Origin of the sequence: Herbiconiux moechotypicola, assembly GCF_024979255.1 — a bacterium.
Classification (GTDB): domain Bacteria; phylum Actinomycetota; class Actinomycetes; order Actinomycetales; family Microbacteriaceae; genus Herbiconiux; species Herbiconiux moechotypicola.
In genome coordinates, this window is record NZ_JANLCN010000004.1 from 95,556 (window position 1) to 111,116 (window position 15,561).

The window sequence follows — 15,561 nt, forward strand, 5'->3', positions numbered from 1 at the left end:
ACGCAGATGAGCGCGACCTCGACGACGGCGTCGATCGACCTGTCGAAGCGCGATCTCACGCTCGACCTGGCGCGGGTGTTCTGTGTGCTGCTGGTGGTGCTCATCCACCTGCTCATGGTGGGAGTCGGATTCGGGCCCGACGGGCAGGTCGCGGTGTCGAGACCGCTCGAAGAGCAGTGGTGGTTCGCTCCGGTCACCTGGGCGGGGCAGATCATGCCCCTGTTCTTCGTGGTGGGCGGATTCGCGTCGATCACGGCGTGGCGGAGCCTCGTGCGGCGCGGCGGGAGCGGTGCCGACTACGTGCGCACGCGGGTGCTGCGGCTCGCGCAGCCTGCGTTGCCTCTGTTCGTGTTCTACGCCGTGGTGATCGGCGGGGCGCGGCTCATCGGCATCGACCCGCAGCTGGTCGATCTCGCGGCGGTGGGGGCGGCGTCTCCGCTGTGGTTCCTCGCCGCGTACACCCTGTGCCAAGCGCTCGTGCCGCTGATGGTGCGCTGGCACGGCAGGGCGCCGCGGTCGACGCTCGTGGTGCTCCTGGCCGGAGCCGTGGTGGTGGATGCGCTGCGGTACTCGACGGGCATCGACGCGATCGGCCTCGCCAACCTCTTCTTCGTCTGGCTGCTGGTGCAGCAGCTCGGCTTCTTCTACGCCGACGGCTGGTTCGCCCGCCGTCGCTGGTGGGTGCTGCTGCTCATAGCCGCGGGGGCATACCTCACGCTGGTGCCGCTGACCGTGCTCGGCCCCTACTCCGACGACATGCTCACGAACCTCAACCCGCCCACCCTGCCGCTGGTGGCGCTCGCGATCGCCCAGGCGTGCATCCTGAAGCTGATGCGCCCTGCGCTCGCGCGTCTCATGGCGACGCACGCGGCCAGAGCCGTCGTGTTCCTCGTCGGGTCGAGGCTCATGACGATCTACCTCTGGCACTTGCCCGTCATCCTGGTGCTCTCGGGGGTGGCGCTGCTCATCCCGTTCGCGAGTCCCGCGCCGGCGAGCGCGGCGTGGTGGTGGACGCGGCCGGTGATGTTCGTGCTCGTCATGGCGGCCCTGTTCGGCCTCTCGTTCCTCGTGGGCCGGTGGGAGGCGCCACGGGAGGTGGGACCGACGCCGCCGACCGCGGTGGTGGCAGTGGCGACCGTGCTGGCGTTCCTGCCGCCGTTCGCGGTGATGGAGTTCTTCATGGACCTGCCGATCGCGATCGGTGGCAGCCTCGCCCTGGGCGCCGCCGTGCTCCTCCTCGGTCGTTGGCCGGTCGCCCGCCCGGCGGCCGCACGCGGCGCGGGTGGGCGCATTGGCGCTTCGGGGTGATTTGGCTCTACACTGTTCAGGTTGTCGTTTCGACGTCAGCGGGGCTATGGCGCAGTTGGTAGCGCGTCTCGTTCGCAATGAGAAGGTCAGGGGTTCGAATCCCCTTAGCTCCACCAAACGAATCATGTTCCATGGTCGTGCTCTCGGGGGAGGGTGATGACGCTCAAGTACGTCGGCGGCCCGGCCGCGGTGCTGGTCGTGATCGTGGCGATCGTCGTCGTCCTGGCCGGAGCCGGTGAGGTCGGCACACGCACACCCGCCGGTGTGCTCGTGTCCATCTTGTCGACGGTGGCGATCCTCGTGGCCGTGGGCGCGGTGGTCCTCGGCTTCTTCAAGCGGGAGGCGGCCGTGATCGGTGCGCGCACCGGCGTGCGGGCCTTCAGGGTCTTCCCCGACGGCGGCGGATCGGTGCAGCAGCTCGTGGATGCGGACGGCTGGGCCGGTCCCGCTTCGCCCGTCGTGTGCGTGCGGGAGGGTGCGCTCGAGTTCTGGCGCGCGGGAGGCGTGGCGGCGTTCGCGTCGTTCCGGGTGGAGGAGGTCGAGGTTGCGATCGGGAGGACGCCGGTCATGATCGGCCGGTTCCCCGACCCGATCCCGCGCGCCGCCCTCGTGCTGGGGCTGCCGGGGGTGGCCGGTGCCGTGACCATCGCGCTGTTCAGCGACGCGTGGTGGTCGGTCGGGGCGATGGGCGAGGATGCGCTGCGTGAGGTGGCCGTGGAAATGGGACTGCTGCGCGAGTGAGAGTATCGAAGGGTACCCGAGCGACGAAGGAGCACGATGAAGGCAGCGATCACCGGAGGAGCGGGGTTCATCGGCACCCTCGTGGCGCGCGAGCTGCTGGCGGGTGAGGGCGTGGTCGGCGAGCTCGACGAGCTCTTCCTCCTCGACATCGCGGCACCGCAGCCCGACGTCGCCGCCGATGCGCGGGTGCGGCCGATCGTCGGGGCGCTGGGCGACACGGTCGGGCAGCTGCCCGCCGTCGACGTCGTGTTCCACCTCGCGGGCGTCGTCAGCGGTGCCGCCGAAGCCGACTTCGACCTCGGGATGCGCACCAACCTCGACGACACAAGGGCCCTGCTCGAGCGGGCCCGGAGCATGGGCGTCCCGCCCGTCGTCGTGTTCTCGAGCTCGCTCGCGGTCTACGGCACCGACCCCGAGTTCGGTCTGCCCGCCGTCGTCGACGACCAGACCCTGCCGCGCCCGCAATCGAGCTACGGCATCCAGAAGTTCATCGGCGAGCAGCTCGTCGCCGACTACACGCGCAAGGGTTTCCTGCGTGGCCGCACCGTGCGGCTCATGACCATCTCCGTGAGGCCCGGCAAGCCCAACGCGGCCGCGTCGTCGTTTCTCTCCGGCATCATCCGCGAGCCGCTCGCGGGCGAACGCGCCGTCTGCCCGGTCGACCTCGACACCGAGGTGGCGCTCTCCTCGCCGAGCGCCGCTGTGCGGGCACTCCTGGTCGCCGCCACCGTCGACGACGCCACCTGGGGCAGCCCGACCGCCGTGAACATCCCGGCCCTCACCACCACCCCGCGCGCGATGCTCGCCGCCCTCGACCGCGCATCCAAGGCCGCATCCGGACCTGCATCCGCCGCGCTCCCCAGCACCCTCGTCGACCTCGCGCCCGACCCCGCCGTCGAGGCCATCGTCACCTCGTGGCCCGCCCGCTTCGCCACCGCGCGCGCCGCCGCCCTCGGCCTCCGCGCCCCCGCCGACTTCGACGAGATCGTGCACGAATACCTGGCCCAGCGCTAGCCGTACCGCCCAGCGGCCACCAGCGGCCCGAAGGGCGGGCGGATGCGGGCAGAATGTCCCAAAGGGAAGGGCGGATGCGATGAGCCGGTTCGACGTGGTGGAGAAGGGGATCGCCGAGCTGCTCGAGGCGCTCGCGAGCGGTGAGGTCACGAGCGTGGAGCTCACCTGCGCCTACCTCAACCGCATCGCCTACTACGACCGCACCGGACTCTGCCTGCACGCCATCGCGGTGCTGAACCCCGACTGCCTCGCCGAGGCGGCTGCGAGCGACGAGCGACGGCGGCGCGCGGTCGAGGCCGGCACCGAGGCGGAGCTCGGGGCGCTCGAGGGCATCCCGTTCACCGTCAAGGACAGCTACAAGGTGAAGGGCCTCACCGTCGCCTCCGGCAGCCCCGCGCTCGCGGGCCTGGTCGCGACCGACGACGCGGCATCCGTCGCCCAGCTGCGCGCCGCGGGTGCCGTGCTGCTCGGCAAGACGAACATGCCGCCGATGGCCGCCGGCGGCATGCAGCCGGGGCTCTACGATTACGCGCGCAGCCCGTACCACCCCGACTACCTGACGGCGGCCTGGGGGTCGGGCTCGTCGAACGGTTCGGGCACCGCCACGGCGGCGAGCCTGTGCGCGTTCGGCATGGCCGAGGAGACCGTGTCGTCGGGGCGCGCGCCCGCGTCGAACAACAGTCTCGTGGCGTACACGCCGTCGCGCGGGGTGCTGTCGATCCGGGGCAACTGGCCGCTGCGCCCCACCTGCGACGTGGTGGTGCCGCACACGCGCACGGTCTCGGATCTGCTGCGGCTGCTCGACGTGCTGGCCGTCACCGATCCCGACACCTCGGGCGACATCTGGCGGATGCAGAGTGCGGTCGAGTTGCCGGCGCCCGAAGAGGTGTTCGCGCATCCGATCGCCCGACCTCGGCCCGAGCGGCTCGACGGGGTGCGCATCGGGGTGCCGCGGCTCTACCTCGGTGACGACCCTGTGCCGCTCGACCCGCCCGCGATTCGCCCGAGCGTGCGGGCGCTCTGGGACCGCGCCGCCGATGACCTGCGTGCGCTCGGTGCCGAGGTGGTGGAGGTCGACTTCCCGGTCGTGTCGAACTACGAGGAGGACAGGCCCGGTGCCGTCGGGCTCGCCGCCCGCGGGCTGGTGCCGGCCGATTTCCGCGCGCTCGAGGGCGGCACCGTGACGGCGATGGCGCTGGATGCGTTCCTGCGCGACAACGCCGACCCCGAGCTCAGCACCTGGGCCGACGTCGACGGCGACACGGTCTTCCCGCTCGACGACGCCCCCGTCCCCGTCTGGATCACCCGCGCCCGCGGCGGCTTCGACTGGCAGCGCCTGGCCGAGCTCGTGAAGCAGGGGCTGCCGGCGCACTACGACGAGGTGCCTGGGCTGGCGCATCTGCTGCGGGGCCTCGAGCAGGCCCGTCGCGAGGACTTCGAGGAGTGGATGCGTGCGGAGCGCCTCGACCTCGTCGCCTTCCCGGCAGCGGGCGACGTGGGACGGGTCGACCTGTTCACCCGCCCCGAGAGCCTCGAGGCCGCGTCGCGCAACGGTGTCGTGTACTCGAACGGCAACCGGGTCATCCGGCACCTCGGCATCCCGACGGTCACGGTGCCGATGGGGTTCATGGGCGACACCCAGATGCCGGTCGGCCTCACCTTCGCCGGCCCCGCCCACAGCGACGACACCCTCCTCGACCGCGCCTGGGCCTACGAACAGGCCACCCACCGCCGCCAGCCCGCCTTCCTCACCCCCACCCTCCCCTCGAACCAGATCGACACCCCGACGGCACCGGATGCGGGTGGGGCGGTGGCCCCGGATGCACGCCCCGCGTCGGGAGGTGTCAACCCGGATGGCGACGCGCTCGCTTCTGCGGCGCCCGTGGTGGACGTCCAGGTCGCGGCACGCGGGCGGTCGTGGGAGGTGGAGGTGCGGGTGTCCGCCGCCTCACCCGCCGCGCAGGTGTGGGCCGACGGCCACATCCTCCGTGCCGACCCTACTCTCTTCCGAGGCCGCGTCTCCCTCGCCCGTCGCCGCCTCACCCCCGAGACCCTCATCCTCACCCGCACCAGCCGCACCGCAGCCACCCTCACCCTGACGCCCCTCCCGAGTCCGTGACGGCGGGGCACCTGACGAGTGTGCGGGAGCTGTGGGGTGGTGATGGATTCGGGTGGGAGCGACAGGGGTGTCGGTGGGCGGGAGTAGCGTGGCTGGGGTGATGCAGCCGAACATCGACACGGTCGGCGCGCTCCGCGCGTCGGGCTACGAAGACAAGTCCCTGCGGGCCGAGATCCGCGACAACCTGCTCCAAGCGCTGCGCGAGGGCCGCGACCCGTGGCCCGGGCTGCACGGCTTCGAGGGCACCGTCATCCCGCAGCTGGAGCGCGCGCTCATCGCCGGCCACGACATCGTGCTGCTCGGCGAGCGCGGTCAAGGCAAGACCCGTTTGCTGCGTACACTCGCGGGTCTGCTCGATGAGTGGTCGCCGGTCATCGCCGGCTCCGAGCTCGGCGAGCATCCGTTCCACCCCATCACCAGCGTCAGCATCCGCCGCGCCGCCGAGCTCGGCGACGCCCTGCCAGTCGAGTGGCGCCGCCGCGACGAGCGCTACGTCGAGAAACTCGCCACGCCCGACACCAGCGTGGCCGACCTCATCGGCGACGTCGACCCGATGAAGGTCGCCGAGGGCCGCAGCCTCGGAGACCCCGAGACCATCCACTTCGGCCTCATCCCGCGCAGCCACCGCGGCATCGTCGCCATCAACGAGCTGCCCGACCTCGCCGAGCGCATCCAGGTGGCGATGCTCAACGTGATGGAGGAGCGCGACATCCAGATCCGCGGCTACGTGCTGCGCCTGCCCCTCGACGTGCTCGTGGTGGCCAGCGCCAACCCCGAGGACTACACGAACCGCGGCCGCATCATCACCCCGCTCAAAGACCGCTTCGGCGCCGAGATCCGCACCCACTACCCGCTCGAGCTCGCCGACGAGACCGCAGTCATCCGACAGGAGGCCGAGCTCGTGGCCGAGGTGCCCGAGTACCTGGTCGAGATCCTCGCCCGCTTCACCCGGGCCCTGCGCGAATCGCCCTCGGTCGACCAGCGCAGCGGCGTGAGCGCCCGCTTCTCGATCGCTGGTGCGGAGACCATCGCGGCGGCGGCCCTGCACCGTGCCGCCCGCCAGGGCGAGCCCGAGGCCGTGGCCCGCCCGGTCGATCTCGAGACCGCGGTCGAGGTGCTCGGCGGCAAGATCGAGTTCGAGTCGGGGGAGGAAGGCCGTGAGGAGGAGGTGCTCGACCACCTGCTGCGCACCGCCACCGCCCAGACGGTGCGCGAGCACCTGCGCGGCATCGACTTCTCACTGCTCGTCGACGCGATCGAGGCCGGCGCCCTCGTCACCACCGGCGAGCAGATGGCGGCCCGCGACTTTCTCGCCGGCTTGCCCGTGCTCGGCGAGTCCGAGCTCTACGACGACATCGCCGCGCGCCTCGGCGCCCGCACCGACGGTGAGCGGGCCGGCGCGATCGAGCTCGCGCTGGAGGGCCTCTATCTCTCGCGCAAGGTGAGCAAGGAGTCCGGCGGCGGCGAGGTGGTCTATGGCTAGAGCCAACCGCCGGCTGCGCGACTCCCGCTACGGCCGCTACGTCGACGGGCCCGACCCGCTCGCCCCTCCAGTCGACGTCTCCGAGGCCCTCGACGCCATCGGGGCCGAGGTGATGGCGGGCTACTCCGCCGAGCAGGCCCTCCGCGAGTTCCTCCGCCGCGGAGGCCGCGACCAGGCGGGCCTCGACGACCTCGCCCGCCGCGTGGCCGAGCGCCGCCGCGAGCTCACCCAGCGACACAACCTCGACGGCACCCTCCAGGAGGTGAAGAAGCTCCTCGACCGCGCTGTGCTCTCCGAGCGCAAGCAGCTCGCCCGCGATGCCCTGATGGACGACGGCGACCGAGCCCTCGCCCAGCTGCAGCTCGACAACCTCCCCGACTCGCCCGCCGCCGCGGTGAGCGAGCTGAACGGCTACCGCTGGCAGAGCGCCGAGGCCCGTGCCGACTTCGAGGCCATCAAAGACCTCCTCGGCCGGGAACTCCTCGACCAGCGCTTCGCCGGCATGAAGCAGGCCCTCGAGAACGCCACCGACGACGACCGCGCCGCCATCACCGCCATGATGGCCGATCTCAACGCCCTCCTCGCCGCCCACGCGCGCGGCGACGACACCCGTGAGCAGTTCGAACGTTTCATGGCCGAGCACGGCGAGCACTTCCCCGAGCAGCCCGAGACGGTCGACGAGCTCATCGACCTGCTCGCCCGCCGCGCGGCTGCAGCCCAGCGGATGCGCAACTCCATGACCGCCGAGCAGCGCCGAGAACTCGACGCGCTGGCTCAGCAGGCCTTCGGCTCGCCCGAGCTCATGGAGCAGCTCGCCCAGCTCGACGGCGCCCTGCAGGCCCTCCGCCCGAGTGAGGACTGGAGCGGCGGCGAGCAGCTGGACGGCCAGGAGGGCGTCGGCCTCGGCGACGGCACCGGCGTCTTTCAAGACCTCGCCGACCTCGATGCCCTCACCGATCAGCTCGCCCAGTCGTACGGCGGTTCGCGTCTCGACGACCTCGACCTCGACAAGCTGGCCCGTCAGCTCGGCGACGACGCGGTGACGGATGCGCGCACCCTGCAGCGCCTCGAGAAGGCGTTGCGCGATTCGGGTACGGTGCGCCGCGGTGCCGACGGCCGGCTCAGGATCACACCGAAGGCGATGCGTCAGCTCGGCAAGGCCCTGCTGCGCGATGTGGCCCGGCGGCTGTCGGGCCGGCAGGGTGCGCGAGACCTGCGACAGGCGGGCGCGGCGGGAGAGCGCTCGGGTTCGACCCGCGAGTGGGCCTTCGGCGACACGGAGCCGTGGGATGTGACCCGCACCATCACGAACGCCCTCACCCGCACAGCTGCCGAGAGGCCGGGCGCGAGCGGCCCGCTCGACGCGGGCACCGCATCCGCAGGCCTTCGCCTGAACATCGCCGACGTCGAGGTGCAGGAGACCGAGGCACGCACCCAGGCCGCCGTGGCCCTGCTCGTCGACACCTCGTTCTCGATGGCGATGGACGGTCGCTGGGTGCCCATGAAGCGCACGGCCCTCGCGCTGCACACGCTCATCTCGACGCGGTTCCGCGGCGACGACCTGCAGCTCATCGCCTTCGGCCGCTCGGCCTCGGTGATGGAGATCGACCAGCTGGTGGGACTCGAGGCGAAGTGGGACAAGGGCACGAACCTGCACCACGCCCTCCTGCTCGCCAATCGCCACTTCCGCAAGCACCCGAACGCGCATCCGGTGCTGTTGATCGTGACCGACGGGGAGCCCACCAGCCATCTCGAGTCCAGCGGCGAGGTGTTCTTCGACTACCCGCCGCATCCGCTCACCATCGCCTACGCGGTGCGCGAGCTCGACAACTCGGTGCGCCTGGGCGCTCAGACGACCTTCTTCCGGCTGGGCGACGACCCGGGCCTCGCCCGCTTCATCGACTCGATGGCCCGCCGGGCCGACGGCACCGTCGTGGCGCCAGAGCTCGACGACCTCGGAGCCGCCGTCGTCGACTCCTACCTCGGCTCCCGCCGTCCCGGCCTCGACTTCTAAGCACGTCCGAGCACGTCCGAGCGACCGGTCCGCACCGAGCCCGAAACACGCGCTCGGTAGCATTCCCGCATGACCCAAGCGCGCTGGAAGCAGCTCACCGAGTGGCCGCTGGCCATCATCGCCTTCGTGTTCCTGGTGGCGTACGCCTGGGAGATCATCGGCGAGCTGGAGGGCCCGGCCGAACGCGCCCTCGACACCGTCATCTGGATCACCTGGCTCGTCTTCGTGGTCGACTACCTCGTCAACCTGGCGCTGGCCGAGCGGCGCTGGCACTGGTTCTGGCGCCACATCCTCGACCTGCTCATCGTGGTGCTGCCGATGCTGCGCCCGCTGAGGCTGCTGCGCCTGGTGACACTCCTCACCATCCTCAACCGCACGGCGGGCTCAGCGTTCCGCGGCCGGGTGGTGGTCTACGTGGTGGGGGCGTCGATGCTGCTCGTGTTCGTGGCGTCGCTCGCGGTGCTCGACACCGAGCGGGATGCGCCGGGAGCGACGATCGTGACCATCGGCGACGCCCTGTGGTGGGCGTTCGTCACCATCACCACGGTCGGCTACGGCGACTACACCCCCGTCACCACGGAGGGCCGCATCATCGCGGTGGGGCTGATGCTCTCGGGCATCGCGCTGCTCGGTGTGGTCACGGCGACGATCGCCTCCTGGATCGTGGAGCGCGTCGCGGAGCGCGACGAGGACGAGCGGGCGGCCACCCGCCGCGAGGTGCGGGCGCTCGGCGAGCAGATCGCCCGGCTGCAGGCCACGCTCGAGAAGAAGGGCGCCTGAGCGCGGACGGCGGGCATCACTCAGGCGGCGTCGGACGACTGAAGCTGAGCGGCGAGCAGTTCGACCATCCAGCTCACGAGCAGTTCGGGACGCCCCGATTCGTCGCCCTGACCGCTCTCCAGCAGCTCGAGCAGGAAGTCCCCGATCAGGGTGGCGAGAGCCGAGGGATGCGCGGGGGCGGCGTTCCCGGAGAAGTCCAGCTGCGGGGTGCGGTCGCCGAGAGCGGCCGTGACGTCGACCAGCAGCACCTGCGCTTCGCCGTGAGCGGTGCCGCTCGACGAGTGGAGCGTGACGGCTTCGCCGGGAGCGAGCCAGAGCGAGCCGCGCGGCGGGATCACCCGGGTTCGGCCGTCGGCGCCCGCGATGACGATGGTCTCCTCGAGTGCGAGCACCAGGCGCAAGCCGAGGGAGCTTCCGGCGCTCAGGAGCTGACCGGAGTGGTCACGGCAGGCACTCCGCGACGGTGAATTGCAGCCCTGAGATGGCGATGAAGTGCCATCCCTGCCGGCCGTCGTACTGTGTGTAGACCAGTTCCCCGCCCGAGGGGAAGCTGCCGAAGTCGAAGCGATCCTCGATCTCGGGATCGCCCACGGTCGGCTGGGATCCATCGATCCGGTGGTACGGGTCGGCGAGCGTTCCCGTGCCGGCACCGCCCAGCGGGTACGGGCTGCTGACGTTGGTGATGGCCGTGGGGGTCACGCTGAACCCCACGGCATCCCAGTAGTTCTGCCTCCAGCCGGTCGGAGTCGCGTCGGCGGCGGAGGAGATGTCGAACACGGTCACCGAGAAGTCGCCGACGTTCGGGATGAGGGTGTTGCTGCCGTCGTAGAAGGCGAAGGAGAGCGTCTGCCGATCGGTGCCGGCCACGGGCAGGGTGTCGTCGCCGACCACGGTCGAGGTGCGCTGGTTGAGCACGATCGCACCGCTCGGACCGAATCCGCTGTAGACCCAGTCGGCGCTTCCGTCCGCGGCGATCGACCCGTTGATGCCCGAGCCGTCCTGGGCGAGATTGCGGGTGACGTAGCTGCCATCGATGTCCTCGCCGATCGTCGTGTCCCCGCTGATCGTCGAGGTGATGACGACGGTGTAGACCTGGCCGCTGAACGAGCTCGTCGCCTGGAGGATGAGAGGGTTGGACGGTGTGCTGGACGGCGTGAGCACGACGTCGAATCGGCAGTCGGGGACGGTCGACGCAGCTGCAGAGGGTGCCGCCACCGCCATCGCGAGGACCGGCACCGACCACGCGCCGACGGTGAGGACGGTACGTCGTTCGATGCCTCCTGACACGGGCAGCGTGGGCGCATTCGCGTCGGTCTCGGTCATGGTGTCCCCCTGGGAATCTCTGCGGTGCCCAGATCGTATTGACGGTGATGAGCCGGTGGTGTTCACCGTTCGGGGGTCATTTCGGCTGTTCCGCTGCCTCGTGCCAGACTGCTGCCGTGGACGAGCAGGGCTGGGCGCGCAGGAGCCTGGAGCGGGCGCTGCAGCGCGCCATCCTTCTGGTGTGCCTGGTGTGGAACCTCTTGATGCCGGTGGTCATCGTGGTCGGCGATCATCGTGACGCCACGCCGGCGATCGTGGTGGCCGTGCTGCACGTGCTGGTCGCGGCGGGCATGCTGGGTGCGCTCCTCGGCCGTGTACCTCCGACCCTCCCGGTACTCGCCCCCTTCGTCGTCGCCGCCGCCGACTGGGTGCTCGCCGCCAGCGCCGACGGCGTTCTCGCCCTGGCTTCGGCATGGACCTGGGATTTCGCCCTCATCGCCTCCGCGTTCCTGCTCGGGAGGCTGGGCACCGTCGTCTGCCTTGCGGCCACGGTCGGCATGCCGACGGTGCTGCTGCTCTCGCACCCCGGGTGGCCGATCTCCCTGATCGTGGCGGTGACGGTGACCCCTGCAGCGATCCTGCTGGTCGCCAAGGTGGCGTTGCGGGCGTTGCGCGCGTTCGCCGCCGGCATCGACGAGACCGCGCAGGAGGCGGAGGCCTCCGTGGCGGAGGCCGCCGCCTCGGAGGCCGCCCGGCGGGCGACCTCCGAGAACGCGCGCACCCTGCACGACACCGCCGTCAACACGCTCGGCGCGATCGCCGCCGGCGGTGCCGCCGTGCGCGACGCCGACGAGGTTCGGCGGCGATGCGCGAGTGATGTCGAGGCGCTCGAATCGGTGATGCGCGGAGACGACGCGGCACCGCGCGGCTGGTCGTTGCCCGGCTCGCTGCCGGGCCACCCACTCCTTGTGACCAGGCGTGGACCGGGCGACGACGAGCTCGAGTACGTCGCCGCCTCCGTGCCGCTCGGCACCCGCGAAGCGATCGCGCGGGCTACGCTGGAGCTGCTGCAGAACGTCGAGCGGCACTCCGGCGCCCGGGCCGCTGCCATCGAGGTGACCGTCGACGGTGCTGCGCTCGAGGTGACAGTGTCGGATGAGGGGTCGGGCTTCGACGGACGGCTGAGGCCGGGGCACGGCTTGGCCGAGTCGGTGGTGGGGAGGCTCGCCGACGCCGGGGTGCGCGTCGCCATCGACAGCGAGCCGGGGCGGGGCACCCGCGTCACCATGACCTGCCCTCTCGGCGCCGACGGCGGAGCGGCCGACACCGCGGTCGACGACGTCGATCGCGCGGTCGAGGCCATCCGGCGCCGGGCGGGTCTGTCGTGGTCGTTCGGGGTGGTCGCCGTGGGAGTGCTCCTCCGGCTGGCAGACGACCCGGTCGCCCCCTCCGGCACGACCGCGATGCTCGCGATCGTCCTCGTGCTCACCCTTCTGGTAGTGGGCCTGGCCCGTTTCAGGCCCGCGGTGCCCGTGCTCATCGCGCTCTCGGTGCTCGTGGCACCGGCCGCGTTCCTGCTCGGCTACGCGGGCACCGACTTCGGCACCGCCGATGTGGGGCTCTGGCAGGCACTCGGCCCCTCGGTGCCGCTCGTGCTCCTGCTCATGCTGAGCCGGCAGACGCGCCCGTTCGCACTCGGGTGCGCTGCCCTGGTCGTGACCGTCGTGGTCACGGCCGGAGCGGCGATGGTCGCGGGCGGCCAGGGGCTGATGGGTCTCGCGATCGTCGTGGTGGGCGGTGCGGTGCCGGTGCTGATCGGTGTCGCGTGGTTCCTGTTCTATCGGGGGCTCACGACCATCGGCCGCCGGGCGCACGCCGAGTCGCTCGAGGTCTCGGCGATGCGGCGCGACTCGGTGATGCGCGAGGCGGTCGACGTCTCCCGAGCCCGCTGGCGCGCGGCCGGACTGAGCGCATCGCTCGACGTACTCAGGGGGCTCGCCATCGGCAGGCTCGACCCGGGATCGAGCGGGGTGCAACAGCTCTGCGGCCGCGAGGAGGCCTACCTGCGCCAGCTGATGCTGCTCGACCCGGCGACGATCCGGCTCGGGGCCTGGTACGCGAGGATGCTGCGGGAGGCCCATTCGAGGAGGGTGCGGGTGAGCATCCGCGGCGGCGGCCTCGACGTCGACGAGGCCTCCGCCGATCTGCTCGGCGGGTTCCTCGTGGAGATCGCGCAGTGGTCCGGGCCGGGTGCCTCGTTGGTCGTCGGCGTGTTCGAGGTGGAAGGGCTGCCGAGAGTCACCGTGGTCGGTCCCGCCTCCGACCTTGCCCGGGCGCGGCCCGCGTTCGCCGCAGGCGCCGGTTGGAACATCGGTTCGACCGAGTTCGGGGAACAGGCGCTGCTGGAGATCGTGCGATCGAGGTCGCACGACGAGGAGTCCGGTTCGAGATGGGATTCCACCCGGGTTTGACCCCCGTTCGGATCTCAGCGCCCGTCCTCGGCATACGCCAGGATCGTGGAGTCCGGCGATCGTGAGCCGGAGGCCCCGCGGCACTCGGCCCCACGACGTGCCGGACGAGGGCTGCTGTTCCCGCCGTCGGCACCCCATCCCGATGCGGCGGGGACAGCCTTCGTCGTGAGAGGGTGGACGGCGTGACGGAGTCGGGGAGGGCGTGGCGCATCGCCATCGTCGAAGATCATCTGCTGCAGCGGCGGCGCACCGAGGAGCTCCTCGGCGACGGCGAGCTGATGCGCGTGGTGCACAGTGCGGAGTCGATGCCCGAGTTCATCGACTGGCTGGCGGGCGCGGCGGCCGACGACCGGCCCGACCTGCTGGTGCTCGATCTCATGGTGGAGCGCGGGCCGAGCGTCGACCCCGTCCGGCTCGGTGAACTGATCGACGACGGGCTCCGGGTCGTGGTGCTCTCGGCCCTGGTCTCGCCGCCCCTGGTGCGCCAGGTGCTCCAGGCCGGCGTCGGCGCCATCGTGGGAAAGCGCGACAGTGAAGACGACATCCTCGCCGCCGTCGACGAGGTGCTGCATGACGGCCACTGGATGAGTTCGGAGCTCGCCGCGGTCATCGCCGCAGATGCGGCGCGGCCCAAGCTCAGCGTGCAGGAGGAGCGCGCACTGGTGCTCTACGCCTCCGGACTCACCCTCGACGCTGTGGCGAGCGCGATCGGTGTGAAGCGCGACACGGCGAAGCAGTACATCGAGCGGGTCAAGCTCAAGTACGTGTCGGCGGGGCGACCCGTGCGCACGAAGATCGACCTCAACCGGGTCGCGACCGCGGACGGGTACCTCGACGGGTGAACCGTGTCACGCCTGGGCCGAGCGTCAGGGCGCGGTCGTGGGCGCCGACTTCACGGTGGGCCGCGGGGTGGGGGCCGGCACCGGCTGCGGTTCGGGCGGGAGCTGCAGCTCGTCGGCGGTCGGCGGGCTGAACGGCGCGGCGGCCGCGGTGCCGCGGGCGTTGGAGACGGTCGTTCCCTTCTCGGCGGCGGTCTTGTCCTGCTCCACCACGATCGGGTTCGCGGTCGCGTACGAATCCTGGCGGATGCCCGTGACCTGCCAGGAGACCTCGACCCCTGGTTTGTCGGTGGCGATCTCGAAGGAGTTCTTGGCGATCTTCTTCGAGATCATCGCCTGGGCGAACTGGCCGAGAACGGTGAGCTGGTAGCGGAAGTCGCGGTTGAGCGCTTCGAAGTAGCCGGGGAGGGTGACGGTGGCCTTGCCCTTCGCATCCGTGGTGACGTTGCCGTTGTAGACGTTCATCATGTCGGGGGACTCGACGAAGGAGTGGGAGAGCCATTTGTTCTGCGGGTCTTGGGGGTGGTCGATCCTGAACGAGCCGGCGCTCTTGGAGAGGGTGCCCTGCACGTGCATGCGTCCGTTGGCGTAGACGGCGTAGCCGTCGGGACTGCGCGTCTCGCCGAAGAGACCGTAGTTCTGGCCGCTGGTGCCCGTGGCCAGGCCGTAGGTGCCGTAGGTCGTGGCCTGCCCCCACACTCCGACGTACCCGGAGTCGCCGCGCACGCCGGCTGTGCTGCCGTCGGCACCTGCGACACCGTATTGACCGCCCCTGCCGTAGACAGCTGTGCCGGTGGTGTTCGGGTTGTTCCCGTAGACGCCGTTGGTCATCCCGTATCCATAGACGCCCACGCTGCTGCTGCTGCCGTAGACGCCGTAGGTGGTGCCGCTGCCGAGGGCTCCGATGCTGGCCGAGGTGAAGTAACCCGAGATTCCGGAGCCGTTCGTCGAAGCGAGCACCCCATAGGTCGTGCCCTTGGCCGTGACGCCCGCGTATCCGCCTGTTGCATTGACACCGACGTTGTTCGTCGACTTGCCCTCGACGCCGTAACCGCCCGGGGCTGAACCGACGACTCCGCGGCCGGCGGAGGCCGACGCGGAGCAGACCCCCTGCACGCCGATGCTGCTGCTGATCGCGTCGACGCGGGCGGCCGGCGCGGTCACTCCGAGCCCCAGCCGCCCCTGCGGGCTGAGACGCATCTTCTCGTTGACGTCGGAGCTGGTGTTCGCCTTCGTCTTGAAGATGAGGGCGGCTCCCGATGTGGTGGGGCCGATGAAGTTGTTCGTGGTCACGCCGGAGTTCCCCCCGAGCATCCACGGTGTCGTCGCCGACGCGGCCGCGGCGGGCTCGGCGGAACCGACCGCGGCGGCGGTGGCCGCCACGCCTGCGGCGGCGCCCGCGAAGAGCAGCCGGCGGGGGAACCTCCGTTCGGCCTCGGGGCTGTCGAGGGCGGTGCTGTCGAGCACAGGCTGCTGGGAATCGGACACAGGTCGACCTCCGGTCGTCGGTGGAGCACGGATGATCGGCG

At 71.2% G+C, this 15,561-nt stretch carries 12 protein-coding genes and 1 tRNA gene; 10 read left to right on the forward strand and 3 right to left on the reverse strand.

Annotation, left to right across the window (positions count from 1 at the left end; genetic code table 11):
* Positions 1-6 precede the first annotated feature (6 nt).
* The 8 genes from N1031_RS07585 to N1031_RS07620 all read left to right on the forward strand — a co-directional run bounded on the left by N1031_RS07585 (position 7) and on the right by N1031_RS07620 (position 9,459).
* A complete protein-coding gene (locus tag N1031_RS07585) occupies positions 7-1,308 on the forward strand; it encodes an acyltransferase family protein (RefSeq protein WP_259479012.1) in 1,302 nt (433 codons plus the stop codon).
* A 40-nt stretch (positions 1,309-1,348) separates the two neighbouring features.
* A tRNA-Ala gene (locus N1031_RS07590) sits at positions 1,349-1,424 on the forward strand.
* A 40-nt stretch (positions 1,425-1,464) separates the two neighbouring features.
* On the forward strand, positions 1,465-2,049 hold the full coding sequence (locus tag N1031_RS07595) for a hypothetical protein (RefSeq protein WP_259479013.1): 585 nt from the start codon (positions 1,465-1,467) through the stop codon (positions 2,047-2,049).
* Between the two features lie 36 nt (positions 2,050-2,085).
* A complete protein-coding gene (denD, locus tag N1031_RS07600) occupies positions 2,086-3,063 on the forward strand; it encodes a D-erythronate dehydrogenase (protein ID WP_259479014.1) in 978 nt (325 codons plus the stop codon).
* A 79-nt stretch (positions 3,064-3,142) separates the two neighbouring features.
* A complete protein-coding gene (locus tag N1031_RS07605; protein ID WP_259479015.1) occupies positions 3,143-5,182 on the forward strand; it encodes an amidase in 2,040 nt (679 codons plus the stop codon).
* A gap of 100 nt (positions 5,183-5,282) precedes the next feature.
* A complete protein-coding gene (locus N1031_RS07610) occupies positions 5,283-6,665 on the forward strand; it encodes a magnesium chelatase ATPase subunit I (RefSeq protein ID WP_259479297.1) in 1,383 nt (460 codons plus the stop codon).
* Positions 6,658-8,679: a vWA domain-containing protein gene (locus N1031_RS07615; protein ID WP_259479016.1), complete on the forward strand. Its 2,022-nt coding sequence runs from the start codon at positions 6,658-6,660 to the stop codon at positions 8,677-8,679. The genes N1031_RS07610 and N1031_RS07615 overlap by 8 nt, the downstream gene beginning before the upstream one ends.
* Before the next feature lie 69 nt (positions 8,680-8,748).
* Complete coding sequence (locus tag N1031_RS07620; protein ID WP_259479017.1) at positions 8,749-9,459, forward strand: potassium channel family protein; 711 nt, start codon at positions 8,749-8,751, stop codon at positions 9,457-9,459.
* 20 nt (positions 9,460-9,479) lie between these two features.
* On the opposite strand, the gene N1031_RS07625 is transcribed toward N1031_RS07620, so the two are convergent.
* Positions 9,480-9,851, reverse strand: coding sequence for a cupin domain-containing protein (locus N1031_RS07625; RefSeq protein WP_259479018.1), 372 nt, complete (start codon positions 9,849-9,851; stop codon positions 9,480-9,482).
* A 49-nt stretch (positions 9,852-9,900) separates the two neighbouring features.
* Positions 9,901-10,782 carry a hypothetical protein gene (locus N1031_RS07630; protein ID WP_259479019.1) on the reverse strand — a complete coding sequence of 294 codons (882 nt, stop codon included), beginning with the start codon at positions 10,780-10,782 and terminating at the stop codon, positions 9,901-9,903.
* Between the two features lie 116 nt (positions 10,783-10,898).
* Here N1031_RS07630 and N1031_RS07635 point away from each other — a divergent pair, with 116 nt between their 5' ends.
* Positions 10,899-13,193: a sensor histidine kinase gene (locus N1031_RS07635; protein ID WP_259479020.1), complete on the forward strand. Its 2,295-nt coding sequence runs from the start codon at positions 10,899-10,901 to the stop codon at positions 13,191-13,193.
* Positions 13,194-13,375: 182 nt separating this feature from the next.
* Entirely contained in the window at positions 13,376-14,035 is a 660-nt protein-coding gene (locus N1031_RS07640; RefSeq protein WP_259479021.1) for a response regulator, read from the forward strand.
* Positions 14,036-14,059: 24 nt separating this feature from the next.
* Here the strand turns inward: N1031_RS07640 and N1031_RS07645 are convergent, their stop codons facing one another.
* A complete protein-coding gene (locus N1031_RS07645; RefSeq protein ID WP_259479022.1) occupies positions 14,060-15,520 on the reverse strand; it encodes an autotransporter outer membrane beta-barrel domain-containing protein in 1,461 nt (486 codons plus the stop codon).
* Between the last annotated feature and the right edge of the window lie 41 nt (positions 15,521-15,561).